Annotated in this window: 13 protein-coding genes; 11 read left to right on the plus strand and 2 right to left on the minus strand. The window is 54.3% G+C overall.

The window, feature by feature from the left end; all coding sequences use genetic code 11:
* Nucleotides 1-15: 15 nt before the first annotated feature.
* Nucleotides 16-888 (minus strand): LysR family transcriptional regulator, encoded by an 873-nt coding sequence (locus JT31_RS01115; protein ID WP_235212912.1) that lies wholly within the window; start codon nt 886-888, stop codon nt 16-18.
* 104 nt (nt 889-992) lie between these two features.
* Here JT31_RS01115 and JT31_RS01120 point away from each other — a divergent pair, with 104 nt between their 5' ends.
* The 3 genes from JT31_RS01120 (at nt 993) to JT31_RS01130 (ending at nt 2656) form a co-directional block, all read left to right on the plus strand.
* Nucleotides 993-1547: an NAD(P)H-dependent oxidoreductase gene (locus JT31_RS01120; RefSeq protein ID WP_038472351.1), complete on the plus strand. Its 555-nt coding sequence runs from the start codon at nt 993-995 to the stop codon at nt 1545-1547.
* A 90-nt stretch (nt 1548-1637) separates the two neighbouring features.
* Nucleotides 1638-2090, plus strand: a complete 453-nt coding sequence (locus tag JT31_RS01125; protein WP_038472353.1) for a hypothetical protein — start codon at nt 1638-1640, stop codon at nt 2088-2090.
* Nucleotides 2091-2095: 5 nt separating this feature from the next.
* Nucleotides 2096-2656 (plus strand): RNA polymerase sigma factor, encoded by a 561-nt coding sequence (locus JT31_RS01130; protein WP_038482593.1) that lies wholly within the window; start codon nt 2096-2098, stop codon nt 2654-2656.
* 51 nt (nt 2657-2707) lie between these two features.
* Here JT31_RS01130 and JT31_RS01135 read toward each other — a convergent pair whose 3' ends face one another.
* Entirely contained in the window at nt 2708-4003 is a 1296-nt protein-coding gene (locus tag JT31_RS01135; RefSeq protein WP_176982968.1) for a glycoside hydrolase family 10 protein, read from the minus strand.
* A 333-nt stretch (nt 4004-4336) separates the two neighbouring features.
* On the opposite strand from JT31_RS01135, the gene leuC reads away from it, so the two are divergent.
* From leuC to JT31_RS01180, 8 genes are all read left to right on the plus strand, one after another.
* Nucleotides 4337-5761: a 3-isopropylmalate dehydratase large subunit gene (gene leuC / locus JT31_RS01140; RefSeq protein ID WP_038472355.1), complete on the plus strand. Its 1425-nt coding sequence runs from the start codon at nt 4337-4339 to the stop codon at nt 5759-5761.
* A complete protein-coding gene (gene leuD, locus JT31_RS01145; protein ID WP_038472357.1) occupies nt 5762-6376 on the plus strand; it encodes a 3-isopropylmalate dehydratase small subunit in 615 nt (204 codons plus the stop codon). It abuts the gene before it with no gap.
* A gap of 6 nt (nt 6377-6382) precedes the next feature.
* Nucleotides 6383-7306 carry an alpha/beta fold hydrolase gene (locus JT31_RS01150; protein ID WP_038472359.1) on the plus strand — a complete coding sequence of 308 codons (924 nt, stop codon included), beginning with the start codon at nt 6383-6385 and terminating at the stop codon, nt 7304-7306.
* 20 nt (nt 7307-7326) lie between these two features.
* A complete protein-coding gene (locus JT31_RS01155) occupies nt 7327-8274 on the plus strand; it encodes a LysR substrate-binding domain-containing protein (RefSeq protein WP_038472364.1) in 948 nt (315 codons plus the stop codon).
* Nucleotides 8275-8444: 170 nt separating this feature from the next.
* On the plus strand, nt 8445-8771 hold the full coding sequence (locus JT31_RS01160; RefSeq protein WP_038472367.1) for a hypothetical protein: 327 nt from the start codon (nt 8445-8447) through the stop codon (nt 8769-8771).
* 94 nt (nt 8772-8865) lie between these two features.
* Nucleotides 8866-9588, plus strand: coding sequence for a CDP-diacylglycerol diphosphatase (locus JT31_RS01165; protein ID WP_081948146.1), 723 nt, complete (start codon nt 8866-8868; stop codon nt 9586-9588).
* 224 nt (nt 9589-9812) lie between these two features.
* Nucleotides 9813-10586: a methionine ABC transporter substrate-binding lipoprotein MetQ gene (metQ, locus tag JT31_RS01170; protein ID WP_144244013.1), complete on the plus strand. Its 774-nt coding sequence runs from the start codon at nt 9813-9815 to the stop codon at nt 10584-10586.
* Nucleotides 10587-11140: 554 nt separating this feature from the next.
* Nucleotides 11141-14122, plus strand: a complete 2982-nt coding sequence (locus tag JT31_RS01180; protein ID WP_081948148.1) for an RHS repeat-associated core domain-containing protein — start codon at nt 11141-11143, stop codon at nt 14120-14122.
* The last annotated feature ends 3 nt before the right edge of the window (nt 14123-14125 follow it).

Here is a 14125-nt window from a genome sequence, read left to right on the forward strand (position 1 = left end):
GCTGTAGAGTGCCCCCTATTTTAACAGCGCCATCAGGATGGCGGCGACATGCTGCAGGGCGATATCCTGGCTACGGCGCTTGTGCCAGGCCAGGTGCAGCGAAAACCCTGCCAGTTTTATCGGTGAGGGGAAGGCAACAAGCCCCTGAGTGAAGGGCATTACGCGGGAGGGCAGCAGCGCCAGCAGATCTGATGCGGCCAGCAGCTGCGGCACCATCTGGAAATTAGGCAATACCAGGCCGACCCGGCGGCTTAACCCATGCCTGGCAAGTTCAGCATCAACGGGCGTTACGCTTTCACCTTTGCCGGAGGTAATGATATGTGGAAATGCCAGCCAACGATGGAGGTCAAACTCTTCTGCCGCCGGATGACCTTTCCGCATCGCCACCACATAATGCTCATTCATCAGCAGCTCGCTGTGGATGTCCGCTGCGGGCTGGGGAAAAACGGAAATGGCGATGTCCGTCGTGCCGTTCAGCAGCGCGGTTTCCGCCTGCTCAGCGCCGCTCCACGCCTGCACGACAGGATCAATGCCCGGGGCCGACAGCTGTAGCTTTTGCATCAGCGGCACCAGCACGAATAGCGCCGGATAATCCGCCATGGTGATCCGCAGCTTCTGGCTAATTTGGTGCAGTGGAATCGCCGGAGGGTCGATAAGCTCGGTGATACCGCCCAGGACAGATTTCAGCGGCGCGCGCAGGGACTGGGCCAAAGGCGTTAGCCTCATGGTTCCTCGCCCACGTTCGAGAAGCTCATCGTGGAAAAGGTCGCGGCAGCGGGCAAGCGCGGCAGAAGTGGCCGACTGCGACAGGCACAGCCTGTCCGCAGCGCGGGTGACGTGCGCTTCGTCGAGCAGGGCGTCCAGCACGACCAGGAGGTTGAGATCCAACGTTCTTAAATTCATGTCATAGATAATAGATTATCTCTATTATCTGTTGGAGTAATTTCTCAGGCCTCGCCATTCTCGTCTCATCAATCCAAGGAGACGACATCATGCACAAAACCCTGATCCTGCTGTTCCACCCGGACCTGTCCCGCTCAAACGCCAACGCCGCGCTGGGGCAGGAGGCGGCAAACCTGGATAACGTTGAAGTGGTCGATATCCAGGCACTGTATCCTGAAGGCATCGACATTTACCGCGACGGCGAGCGTGAAGCCGCAAGGCTGCTGGGTGCCGACCGCATTGTGCTGCAGTTTCCGATTCACTGGTACTCCATGCCCGCGATTATGCGTCAGTGGCAGGACGCGGTACTGACCAGAATGTTCTACCTGAATTACGAAGAGGAAGGGCAAAAGCTGGAAGGGACGCCGCTGTTTGTGGCGGTGACCGCAGGCAACGTTGAAGAGTCTTACCGGCCCGATGGGCGCAATCTCTTTACCATTGAATCACTGCTGGCTCCACTTCGTGCCACCGCACATCGCTGTGGTCTCATCTGGCGTTCACCGTTTGTGGTCTACACTGCCGATAAGCTTGAGCCCGTGGGCCTGAAAGCAAAGGCCGAAGAGTACGTTATGGCCCTTCATCTGTGGCGTGAGGAAAAAATTTGAGGATTTTTCATTTTTTTTAGCAATATTTCTCACGCTGATTCGTCTACCTCATCACCAGTGATTATCTGTAACCGTAACGAGGTAAACATAATGAGAGATTTTGATATGCACCGACATGACCATCATCGCCGCGGATTCTGTGGCCACAGAATGGGCAAACCAATTTTGCTGTGCGTGGCGCTTTTTGTTGTGCTCGGCCTGGTCGTAATGACGCTATGGAATGCGGTGTTACCGGGGCTGCTGGGCGTTAAGGCCATCGGTTTTTGGCAATCTTTAGGCCTGCTGGCGCTATGCCGGATCCTGTTCGGTGGCCTGGGCTTCCGTCCCGGCATGTTTGGTAAAGCCCGTCGCCGCATGCACGAACGCTGGATGCAAATGACGCCGGAGCAGCGCGAAGAGTTCATGCAGCATCGCCGCGAGAAGTTTGGTTTTGGCCATCGTGACCGCTGCGGCTGGCATGCTCGCGGGGATGAAAGAATGGATCCACGTCCGCAGCAGCCATCGCCGGAAGAAAACAGCGCCAAAAAACCGGACGCTGAGTGACGCCGATGAAAGCCGGAATGGCAGGGGAATCTCTGCTGGTGACAGCGCTGAACGGCTGCCGGACCCGACTTAAAGCTTTTATTCGCGGGCGAACGGCGAGGCGTGAAGATGCCGACGATATCCTGCAGGAGGTCAGCTACCAGCTGATGAAAGTGGAGCAGCCGGTGGAGAACGTCGCCGCCTGGCTGTTCCGCGCCGCCCGCAACGAAATGACCGACCGGGCGAGGAAAAAGCGCGAGCTGCCTCTGGCAGGCTGGTTCGGTGGCGAAGACGAGGATGATTATCCGGAAGATGAGCTGGCCGAAACGCTTTTTGGCACTCCGCAAACGCCGGAGGACGAATACCTGAAGCAGCTGCTATGGGAAGAGCTGGAAACGGCGCTGTCCGAGCTGCCTCCGGCTCAGCGGGACGTATTTATCAAAACCGAGCTGCAAGACTATAGCGTAAAAGACCTTGCTGGCGAGAGCGGCGACACCGTGCAGGCGCTGCTCTCCCGCAAACACAAAGCCGTTCTGTATCTGCGCACCCGGCTGCGCAACTTGTATGACGACCTGGCTGGTCACTGACACAGCCCCCGGATCTGCCCAGGGACGGGCGATCCGGTTTTTTTTAGCCAATCATTCCCCCCAACGCTCCTTGATGTAATTCACCGCCTGCCGGGTCTGTGGCTGGTTCAGGTAGTTTTCCCTGAACAGGATCGTGCCGTTAATGTGCGGCAGGGATTCGTTCAAATCGAGCTGCTTTTTCAGCTCTGGAACGCCGCCGTTAACCGTCCAGTCAGGCTCATTCTTTGAAGGTTCCCCGACTTTGTACAGCGCAATGCCAATATAGAGGCGCGTATGGGTCGGCTTCACGACGTCCGCCCACCATTTCGCCAGCACGTCATAGCGTGCAGCGCTGCGCGAGAAGGGCCAGTAGATCTGCGGGGCGATATAGTCCAGCAGGCCTTTTTGTACCCAAAGCCGTGTATCCGCAAACGACTCGTCATAGGCCGCCGCGCCGCGAGTCTGCGACCCGGCGGGATCGTGGGAAATATTGCGCCATACGCCAGCGGGGCTGACGCCAAACTCAACGCCGGGTTTTAGCTGCCTGATAGTGCGGGAAACCTGCTCAATCAGCAGTTGGGTATTATGCCGCCGCCAGTCGGCTTTCGACGCGTAGCCCTGGCCGTAAGTTCTGTAGGTTTGATTATCGTTAAGCGTGGAGCCCGGGGATTCGGTATAGAAGTAATCATCAAACTGCACGCCGTCGATGGCATACGTTGAAACGACTTCGGCGACGATGCTGGTTATCCAGTCACGGACTTCCGGAATACCGGGGTCGAGTACGAAGCGGTCGCCAGAGGTTCTTATCCAGTCACGGTGCAGCACAAAGACGCTGGCGGGCTGGAGAGAAAGCGTGCGGTTCAATGCTGCAACAGTGCCGGGCGTGGTGTTCGTGGAAACGCGGTAGGGGTTAAACCATGCGTGCACCTTCATGCCGCGTTTGTGTGCTTCGTCGAGCATAAACTGCAACGGGTCGTAACCGGGATCTTCGCCAATGTTGCCCGTCAGCATATCTGACCACGGCAATATCTTTGAATGCCAAAGGGCGGTACCGTCAGGTTTAACCTGGAAGAACACGGTGTTAATCCCGAGCGACTTCAGCTTATCCAGTTTGTCTTTCAAGGCCTGCTGCTGTTGGTTAATGCGCCCCGATGCGCTACTGCCGTTAACGGAAGAAACCGGCGGCCAGTCCAGCCGGGAAACCGTTGCCAGCCAGACGCCACGCATTGGCTGATTGTTCTGCGCAGGCTGCGGGACATTCGGCTTACCCGATGGAAAGGGCGTCACCAGAGAAACCGGCGGTTTAGAGGCGCAGCTGGCAAGAAACAGCGCGGCGGCAAGCATGGCAGCAGGCTTTTTAATCTTCATAACAGAGAGAAAGCGGCGTGAAGAGGCGATGATGTGCTCCAGATTTTTGCCGATCGTTAGATGACATGCATTTTCTTACTATTCAATATCAAGTCAATCTCTAACGCCTTTAAGTAAAGCAGACCCTGACTAACCTTGCTTACGATCAAAATCCTTATTTATCATCACAATAAATAGAACACATTTCGTGTTTTATCCTATTACGATTGTGCACCATGCCTTTGCTGACAGCTTAATCGCCCGATTGCTACTATCCCTTCGTTAATTGCTCATTTTTTATCTGCGTGTCCGCACGCCGTTATTTTTTGCTGTAGAGAAGCAAGGTGACCCGTAATGAAGCCTAAAACGCTGTACGATAAAATCATCGATACCCACGTCATCCGCCCTCTGGACGATCAGGGCAATGTCCTGCTGTATATCGACCGCTCTATCCTCAATGAATACACCAGCCCACAGGCCTTTAGCGGCCTGCGTGACGCTAATCGTCAGGTCTGGCAGCCAAAGAGTATTCTGCTCAACGTCGACCACGTTAACCCGACACGGCCCGAGCGCACGCCAGAGATGACTGACCCTGGCGGTGAGCTTCAGGTTCGCTACTTTGAGTCCAACAGCCGTGATTTTGGCCTCGAACTGTTTGACGTTATGGACCCCCGGCAGGGTATCGAGCACGTGGTTGCGCACGAGCAGGGGATCGTCCTGCCGGGCATGGTGATTGCCGCAGGCGACAGCCATACCACAACCTACGGCGCCTTCGGCGCGTTTGGATTCGGCATCGGCACCTCAGAAATAGAACATATGCTGGCGACTCAGACGCTGGCTTACAAAAAGCTAAAAACGCTGCGCGTGACGGTGAACGGTGAGCTGCCGTTTGCCACGACGGCGAAAGACATTGTGATGCTGCTTATCGCCGAAATAGGCGCAGATGGCGCGACAGGTTTTGCCATTGAGTTTTGCGGCAGCGCGATTGACGCGCTGAGCGTGGAAGGGCGTATGACCATTTGTAATATGGCGGTTGAAGCCGGGGCGCGCGGCGCTTTTATGGCGCCGGATGAGAAAGTTTATGCCTATATCAAACCAGCACCTCGCGTGCCTGAAGGCGAGATGTGGGAGCTGGCGCTCAAGTACTGGCGCACGCTGCGCAGCGATGCCGACGCGGTCTTCGATAAAGAAGTCGTGCTCGACTGCGCGAACTTAACGCCTCGCGTGACGTGGGGCACAAGCCCGGACCAGGGCGGAAGTATTACGGACCTGGTGCCCGATCCCGCCGCTGAGCCCACAGCGGCAAAACGCCGTGACGTTGAAAATGCGCTGAGCTATATGGGCCTTACGCCCGGCACGCCGCTCAGCCAGATCCCCATTACCCATGCATTTATTGGTTCCTGTACTAACGGGCGTATTGAAGATCTCAGGGCCGTGGCGCAGGTGCTGCGTCACAGGAAAATCGCGCCGGGTGTAAGAGGTATTATCGTGCCGGGGTCAACGCAGGTTCGTGCGCGTGCCGAGCAGGAAGGATTAGCCAAAATCTTTATCGACGCAGGTTTTGAGTGGAGGCAGTCAGGCTGCTCAATGTGCCTCGCCATGAACGAGGACGTGCTGCAACCGGGCGACCGCTGCGCTTCGAGCACAAACCGTAACTTCGCGGGGCGGCAGGGGGCCGGGGCAAGAACCCACTTAATGAGCCCGGCGATGGTCGCGGCGGCGGCAGTGGCAGGCCATCTGACGGATGTCCGTCCGTTTTTACTTCAGGGGGAAGCGTAAATGGAACCCTTTAACCGTGTGACCGGCGTGGCCGCGCCGATGATGGCAGCCAACATTGATACCGATGTGATCATGCCGAAGCAGTTCCTGAAGGGCATTGACCGCAACAACCTGGACCGGGGCGTTTTCTTTGACCAGCGTTTCCAGACTGATGGCTCGCCGAACCCGGATTTTATCCTTAACAAACCCGCATGGCAGGGCGCTCAGTTTCTTATTGTCGGCCCTAACTTTGGCTGTGGCTCCAGCCGCGAACATGCGGTGTGGGGATTACGTCAGCTTGGCATCCGCGCGCTTATCGGCACCAGCTTTGCCGGTATTTTTAACGATAACTGCCAGCGTAACGGCGTGCTGACCCTGACGCTGCCGACGGCGGATATTGACCAACTGGCGCAGGCCGCAGGCAACCCGGAGACCAACCGCATTATTGTCGATCTTGCTCAGCAGCAGATTAGCGTGGGGGAGAATCATCTTGCCTTTACGGTCGATGAGCTGAAAAAGCATATGCTGCTGGAAGGCCATGATGCCATTAGCTATACGATGCAATACCAGCAGGAGATTCGGGACTTCGAACAGCGCCACTTTGCCGCGCATCCGTGGCTACTGACCCAGGACTAACATTCAATGATGAAAGATAACGCTGACTTTGTTTGTGACCGGGGGGAGTCTCCTTTTATTCCTGGTTTCCAGTTAATGGACGTGACGCTGGATAACGGTATTTCACTTCGCGCCGCCGTAGGAGGCCAGGGCGAACCGCTGGTTTTACTGCACGGTCACCCGCAAAACCACGTCACCTGGCGTAAAATTGCGCCGGTTCTGGCACGGCATTTTACCGTCATCATGCCGGATATTCGCGGCTACGGAGACAGCGCTAAACCCGCCAGCGACGAAGATCACCGCAGCTATTCCAAGCGTGAGATGGCGAAAGATATCGTTCTGCTGGTGGCACGGCTGGGGTTCCATGCAGGCTTTGCTTTTATGGGGCACGACCGGGGGGCTCGCGTTGGGCATCGTCTGGCGCTGGATTATCCTGAGCAGGTTAAACGCAGTATCTTTATTGACATCGCCCCGACGGCAACCATGTATGCGCTGACCGACAAGACGTTTGCCACCCGCTATTTCTGGTGGTTCTTCCTGATCCAGCCTGCGCCGATGCCGGAGAAAATGATCGCCGCAGATCCGGCATTTTTCCTGCGTAAGCACATCGATGGCCAGCTTAAAACGCCCGGCGCTACGGAACCGGAGGTGTTCGCCGAATATCTGCGTTGTTATCAGAGTGCCGATACGCTACGGGCTATATGTGAGGATTACCGCGCCTCGGCCACCCTCGACCTTGAGGATGACGACGCCGATAAGCATCTGCGCATCACCAGCCCTTTGCTGGTGCTTTGGGGGGAGAAAGGCACCGTGGGCCAGCTTTACGATGTCATCGCAACGTGGCAGGAAAAGGCGCTGGACGTGCGCGGCAAAGCTATGCCTTGCGGACACAGCCCACAAGAAGAGTGTCCTGATGCGCTGCTCGGCGCTATCATGCCGTTCTTAACCTGACTCCAGACGATGGCATAACGATGAGCCCCAATGAAAATCCGCGCGCCCCGTGGCCGCTTATTGAAGACCTGAACGTGTTTGTCACCGTGGTTCGCAAAGAAAGCTTTGCCAACGCGGCGGCGGAGCTGGGGCTCTCACCGTCTTACGTCAGTAAACGCATTGCTCTACTGGAAAAAAGCCTCGGCATGCGGCTGTTTCACCGCAGCGCACGCGCCATTCATTTAACGGCAGACGGCCATAAGGCGATGACGGGGGCGCTGTCGGTTCTGGAGAGCATGGGCGATTTTGTTTCGGGGCTTGCCGCCTGGAGAGAGACCCTTGAGGGTAATATCCAGATGAGCTGTTCGTTTGGTTTTGGCTCAACCTATATGCCCGATGCACTGTCGGCGCTGGCGGAACGTTATCCGGCGTTAAACATTAAGCTGACGCTGACCGACAGGGTCGTTGATTTGATAGAAGAGGGCGTTGACGTTGAAATTCGCGTCGGCGACGATATTAAAGATCTGTATATCACCCGCCAGCTCTCTGCTAACCAGCGTGTACTTTGCGCCTCCGCGGACTACCTCACACAGCACGGCACGCCGCAGCAGATAGCCGATCTCCGGCACCATAAATGCCTGGTGATTCAGGAACGCAGCTCGCAGTTCGGCGTATGGCCGTTAACCAATGGCATAGAAACTCAGCAGACCCACGTCAGTAGCCAGCTCTCATCCAATAACGGCAGCGTAGTCCTGAAATGGGCGTTGAAAGGGCACGGAATTATTCTGCGCTCGCAGTGGGAAGTGCAGCACTATATTGCCCGCGGCGAGCTGGTGCAGGTTTTGCCGGAGTGGTACCAGGCCGCGAATATCTGGGCGGTGTATTCCAACCGCACCAGCGGTTCGGCGAAGCTAAAAGTCTGTATCGATTTTCTGCTGGACTATTTTCAACAGTTTCCGCCGGTGGAAGCGTCAGGCATGGCTAAATAATTTCAGCGCCTGAATGCGAGAGATCCCCGTCCAGATGCATCGATGAGCTGAGATAGACCAGGCGTTAAACCTGAAAGATCCATTCATCGGGCTGTTTTTATTGCTATAAAACGCTATGATTTCCCTGGTAATAATTCGCGGCGTTGCGTGAAAAACAGGAGAGATAAAAATTGAGTAAAACGTCATTACAGGTCAAGCGGGTGCCTCTTGTCAGCCTTCTTAAAATTTTTGGTATCGGTTTATCTATACCCATGACCATACTTGGCCTTATCAGCGGGATCATGGGCTTTTTAGGATTTAACGGCGTAATGCTGAACGGGCAGCAGGTGTACGGTTTTTCCGCCCTGGTGGCAGGCCCACTTATTAGCATTATTGTTACGTTATTTTTGGTCTTATTTTTCGGTTTTATTTCATGGCTGGGGTTGAGAGTCTTCTGTAAATTCCGCGTGCTTAACCTAAGCATTCATCTGGATAAAATAGAGCCAGCCCGGGAGTAACAAATTTGCTGACGCTTATCTAATGCGCACAAATGTAATAACCACGCCGGTTTCCGCCAGCCTTTGTCGTGGGTTTTTACTTCTGGGAATATTTATGCTGGTGGGCTGCGCCCGCTCCGACGCGCTGTGGGGCGTGGTCGATAAGGTGTGCATGACCAACTATCAGCAAACGAGCAGTCCGGCACCTTGCCAACAGATCTACATGCCGGAGGGGAAGGCTCACGGTTTTAGCGTTATCCAGAACCCGCGTTATCCCTACCATTTTATTCTGGTGCCCACGGAGAAGTTGAGCGGCATTGAAAGCCCGGAACTGGCGGCAGAAGGCCGCACGGATTACTTTGGCTACGCCTGGCTTATGCGCCGTCTTTTGGCGTACCAGTACGGAGCCCCTGTGCCGGACGACAGGCTAGGCCTGGCCATTAACTCGGCCTACGGTCGTAGCCAAAATCAGCTGCATATCCACCTGACTTGTCTGCGTGAGGACGTCAGGCGTCAAATGCTGGCAGAACGCCCCTTTATAACGGAAGAATGGCAACCGTTGCCCGATAAGCTCCTGCGTTACACCTGGTACGCGCGGCGGGTGATGCAGCCGACCGTCATGGGTATTGACCCGATTAACAGCGTCGCGAGTCATTTCCATTTAACGCCTGAACAGCTGGCGGAGTGGGGCGTGGCCGTCATTCCCACAACCTACGGTAAGCAAAAAGGGTTTATTTTGCTTACCACTAAGCGGGGCTGGGACCGTAATAATCGTGCCTCGGTGGAAGCATTGCTGGATAAAGAGTGTGCTATTTTGCCGTCGCGAAGCAGTGATTAAATATTGCGTCCCCGCTATCGGCAATGTACACGGCGTCAGACTTTTTTATACATAGGTTATGTCTTTTTCTTATTTGCCAGTATTAGTGCAGTTTGAAAAACTCTTCCGGCCGCACCTGAACGGTGGGTAATTTCAAATTTGTTATTTTTATTGGTTTAAGGAAGACGTAATTTATGCGCTCGGCGATAAAACATACTGTAAAAATTTCTCTGCTGGCTGCTTCAATGGCAGGGGTTATGCTGCTTGCAGGCTGTGGGCCTAAGCAGGACGCGAACCATATTAAAGTAGGCATCAGCGCAGGTATCGATCAACCGCTTTGGGATACCGTCAAAAAGGTCGCCAAAGAAAAATACAATCTTGACGTAGAAGTGGTGACCTTCACCGACTATGTGCTGCCTAACTCTGCGCTGAGCAGCGGCGATATCGACGCTAACTCCTTCCAGCACGGCCCTTATCTGGATAAGCAAATAAAAGAACGTGGCTATAAGCTGGCCGCCGTGGGCAATACTTTTGTTTATCCTATCGCCGGTTATTCCCGCAAAATTAAAGCCGTATCAGAACTGAAGAATGGGGCGCAGGTGGCCGTACCCAATGATCCAACAAACCTTGGCCGCTCGCTGCTGCTGCTCCAGACGCAGGGACTTATCAAGCTCAAGGATAACGTCGGGCTGCTGCCAACCTCTCTCGATATCGTCGAAAACCCTAAGCAGCTGAAAATTGTTGAGGTAGAAGCGGCTCAACTTACCCGAGCTATTGATGATGATAAAATCGATCTCGCGATTATCAATACCAACTATTCAAGCCAGATTGGGCTGACTCCCGCAAAAAATGGCCTGTTTGTTGAAGATAAAAACTCGCCCTACGTGAACATTATCGTTGCCCGGGAAGATAATAAAGACAGCGAAAATGTGAAAAACCTTGTGAAGGCATACCAGACCGATGAAGTGGCCGCCGCCGCTGATAAGATTTATCACGGTGATGCCGTAAAAGGGTGGTAAATGCTATGTCAGGATCCCGATATTCGGGATCCTAAGTACTCAAGATGAATATCATGAAATTTTTTATGGTGATAACCTCACCCTGATGCAATAGCAGTACGCTAAAACAACGTGATGAAGAACAGGGCAGAGTAATTTTTCGCTCAGGCGCGTTCATCGATGAAAGGGCATTGCAGCCAGGGTCAAACTTCACCTGATGATTGACTAAAATAACCTCAGACACTCCATATCCTCCAGCATCCCCGATCTCATTTACGTTCGTTCATTTTTAAGAACATGTTACGAGCATGTAATTAAAGACATAGAATAAATTAATATTTCATAGATATCATTAAATTAACCATTAATTCAGATGCGGATAAACACATAATATTTTAACAACACTAAATAAAAATAATGTCTGGTATATCAGGGTGGAAATAGCCACTACGTCCTCGTAAGATAATTCCCAGGCAAGCAAGAAAGCGAGCAGAAATAAGTTTAAAACCTCAAATCGAATTAGAGCCATTAAACGATCGGTTATTCTCATCTGAACGTTAAAAAAGGAGAACACCATGAACACATCACCGTTCAGCAACACCCCGACCATCACGGTCCTCGACAACCGCGGCCTGACCGTGCGCGACATCGCGTACCACCGCCACCCGGATACCCCGGACGTCACCAGCGGGCGCATCACCCGCCACCGGTACGACGCCCGCGGCTTTCTGATGCAGAGCGCTGACCCGCGCCTGCATGAAACGGGGTTGGCAAACTTCAGCTACCTCACGGACCTGGCCGGCAGCGTCCTGCGTACCGTCAGCGTAGACGCCGGAACCACCGTGGCACTGAACGACGCCGCAGGCCGCCCCTTTATCGCAGTCAGCAATATCCGCACCGCAGGTGACGGTACGGAAGACTTAAGCCAGGCGGTGACCCACACCTGGCAGTATGAGGACACAGCGCTGCCGGGCCGTACGGTAAGCATCACGGAGCAGCTCACCGGCGAAGCCGCCCGCATCACGGAGCGCTTCGTGTATGCCGGCCACACAGCCGAGGAGAAGGCACTGAACCTGGCGGGTGCGTGCGTCAGCCACTACGACACGGCCGGCCTGACACGGACCGAGGGCGTGGCCCTGATCGGCGTCCCGCTCTCCGTCACCCGACGTCTGCTGAAGGACGCGGATAACCCTGACGTCGTGGCCGACTGGCAGGGCGGGGATACCCCGGCCTGGAATGACCTGCTCGTTGGGGAGAGTGAGGGGCATACCAGCCTGACCACCGCCGACGCCACTGGCACGGTGCTGACCACCACGGATGCACGGGGTAATATGCAGCGGGTGGCGTACGACGTGGCCGGGCAACTGTCGGGCAGTTGGCTGACCCTGAAGGATGGTACGGAGCAGGTTATCGTGGCCTCCCTAACCTATTCGGCCGCCGGACAGAAGCTGCGCGAGGAGCACGGCAACGGCATGGTGACCACCTACACGTATGAAGCAGAGACACAGCGCCTGACTGGAATTAAAACGGCGCGTAAGGCCGGGCATGTCTCTGGCGCGAGGGTACTACAGGACCTGCGCTATAAGTACGACCCGGTGGGCAATGTATTAAAAATTACTAACGATGCGGAAGAGACCCGCTTCTGGCGCAACCAGAAAGTGGTGCCGGAGAACACGTACGTCTACGACAGCCTGTACCAACTGGTCAGCGCCACCGGGCGCGAGATGGCAAACGCCGGCCAGCAGGGTAGCCGGTTACCATCAGCCACTGTTCCCCTTCCCGCCGACGACGCCGCATACACAAACTACACCCGCACATACACCTACGACGAAGCCGGCAACATGACGCAAATCCGCCACAGCGCGCCGGCCACAGGCAACAGTTACACCACAAACATTACGGTGAGCAGCTGCAGCAACCGGGGCGTGCTCAGCACGCTGACGAAAAAACCTGACGACGTCGACGCCTTTTTCACCGCCGGCGGGCAGCAGAAACAGCTGCAGCCGGGGCAGGACCTGGTCTGGACGCCGCGTAATGAACTGCAGACGGTGGCGCCGGTGGTGCGTGACGGAGGCACAGATGACAGTGAAAACTACTGCTATGACGCGGGCAGTCAGCGCGTGCTGAAGATGAGCGTGCAGGAAACGAAAACCAGCACCCAAAAGCAGCAGGTGCTGTATCTGCCGGGGCTGGAGCTGCGTAGCACACAGAGCGGTAACACGGAGACGGAGAGTCTGGAGGTGATTACAGTGGGAGAGGCGGGCCGGGCGCAGGTGCGGGTGCTGCACTGGACATCCGGCAGGCCGGCAGAAATCACCGGCGACCAGATAAGGTACAGTTACGATAACCTGACGGGCAGCAGCGGGCTGGAGCTGGACGGTGACGGCAACATTATCAGCGCGGAGGAGTACTACCCGTACGGAGGCACGGCGGTGTGGACGGCGCGCAACGCGGTGGAGGCGGACTACAAAACCCTCCGCTACTCGGGCAAGGAGCGTGATGCGACCGGGCTGTACTACTACGGTTACCGGTACTACCAGCCGTGGGCTGGTAGGTGGCTCTCTACCGATCCTGCTGGCACAATAGACGGTATTAACTTGTTCAGGATGGTACGAAATAATCCCGTGACGCTAAGAGATAACGATGGCCTTTCTCCCGAAAGTATCGCCAGACGCTGGCTGGAAATAAGTAGAAAAAAACGTGCTGATAACAGTTTTCTACGAATGCAAAATAATGGCTCATTATTGAGAGATGGCTTTTTATCTGAGGCTGCATCCATGCCTGGATTCTCAGGGGGGGCGTTTTATCTCACGTCGAGTCTGCTATTTAAATTTCCTAATGCCTTCGGTTCAGAGCGGGACATTAAGGGGCAAGCATTACAAAATCAGAATTCCTTGCGTGCCAGTGAATTCAATACACAAGAAGTTGATTTTATTAAAAACCTCATCAAAGAAGATTTTTATTTGGCACACGCCACAAATGCAAACATCGAAAGTGAAAATGGAAACATAAATTTCTATTCAAGGAAAATGCTGCAAGATAAAAAAATTATTTTCAACGAGTCTAACTCCGATTTGGATGATGTTTATGGGTTAGGTAACGATGATTATGCGTTCTTCTCTCTGGAGATAGGCCCTGCTTTGAAAAAACAGAAAAGTCGGTTTGGCAACACCGTTTATAAAGTTTCAGCATCAAATGGCGCATTTAAGTTCGCATCACTATCACTCGTCGATCAGCTAACTATGGAACTCCCAGAGCCAAAAATACCCGGATTGTCATCTGAAGGTAGTGTTCAATTAGCTGGACGTCCTTCCTTAAAAAGAGAAGAGGTTTTTTTCCATGGTCTGGATGATTCAATTCTATCTCTGGCGAGACATATCGCTCTTTCCACAAGAGTTCTTTCTAAGCAGTCGGATAGAGATGTGATACTTAATGAGCGTAACCCGGACAAACTGGATCGCATAACGAACTATTTATTCAGGCCGGAGGTACGAGTTCCAAGAATGGCGGGGATCAAGAATGGAGGATATTTCAAGTACCGATTTGGAAATAGATAACCA

The organism is Cedecea neteri, assembly GCF_000757825.1.
In the GTDB taxonomy this organism is placed as follows: Bacteria; Pseudomonadota; Gammaproteobacteria; order Enterobacterales; family Enterobacteriaceae; genus Cedecea; species Cedecea selenatireducens.

Bases quoted from the DNA above. Each gene is read 5' to 3' on its own strand.
- JT31_RS01130 (WP_038482593.1), top strand. From the start codon at position 2,096: ATGAAAGCCGGAATGGCAGGGGAATCTCTGCTGGTGACAGCGCTGAAC.
- leuC (WP_038472355.1), top strand. From the start codon at position 4,337: ATGAAGCCTAAAACGCTGTACGATAAAATCATCGATACCCACGTCATC.
- JT31_RS01180 (WP_081948148.1), top strand. From the start codon at position 11,141: ATGAACACATCACCGTTCAGCAACACCCCGACCATCACGGTCCTCGAC.
- JT31_RS01165 (WP_081948146.1), top strand. From the start codon at position 8,866: ATGCTGGTGGGCTGCGCCCGCTCCGACGCGCTGTGGGGCGTGGTCGAT.
- JT31_RS01155 (WP_038472364.1), top strand. From the start codon at position 7,327: ATGAGCCCCAATGAAAATCCGCGCGCCCCGTGGCCGCTTATTGAAGAC.
- metQ (WP_144244013.1), top strand. From the start codon at position 9,813: ATGGCAGGGGTTATGCTGCTTGCAGGCTGTGGGCCTAAGCAGGACGCG.
- JT31_RS01135 (WP_176982968.1), bottom strand. From the start codon at position 4,003: ATGAAGATTAAAAAGCCTGCTGCCATGCTTGCCGCCGCGCTGTTTCTT.
- JT31_RS01150 (WP_038472359.1), top strand. From the start codon at position 6,383: ATGATGAAAGATAACGCTGACTTTGTTTGTGACCGGGGGGAGTCTCCT.
- JT31_RS01125 (WP_038472353.1), top strand. From the start codon at position 1,638: ATGAGAGATTTTGATATGCACCGACATGACCATCATCGCCGCGGATTC.
- JT31_RS01120 (WP_038472351.1), top strand. From the start codon at position 993: ATGCACAAAACCCTGATCCTGCTGTTCCACCCGGACCTGTCCCGCTCA.
- leuD (WP_038472357.1), top strand. From the start codon at position 5,762: ATGGAACCCTTTAACCGTGTGACCGGCGTGGCCGCGCCGATGATGGCA.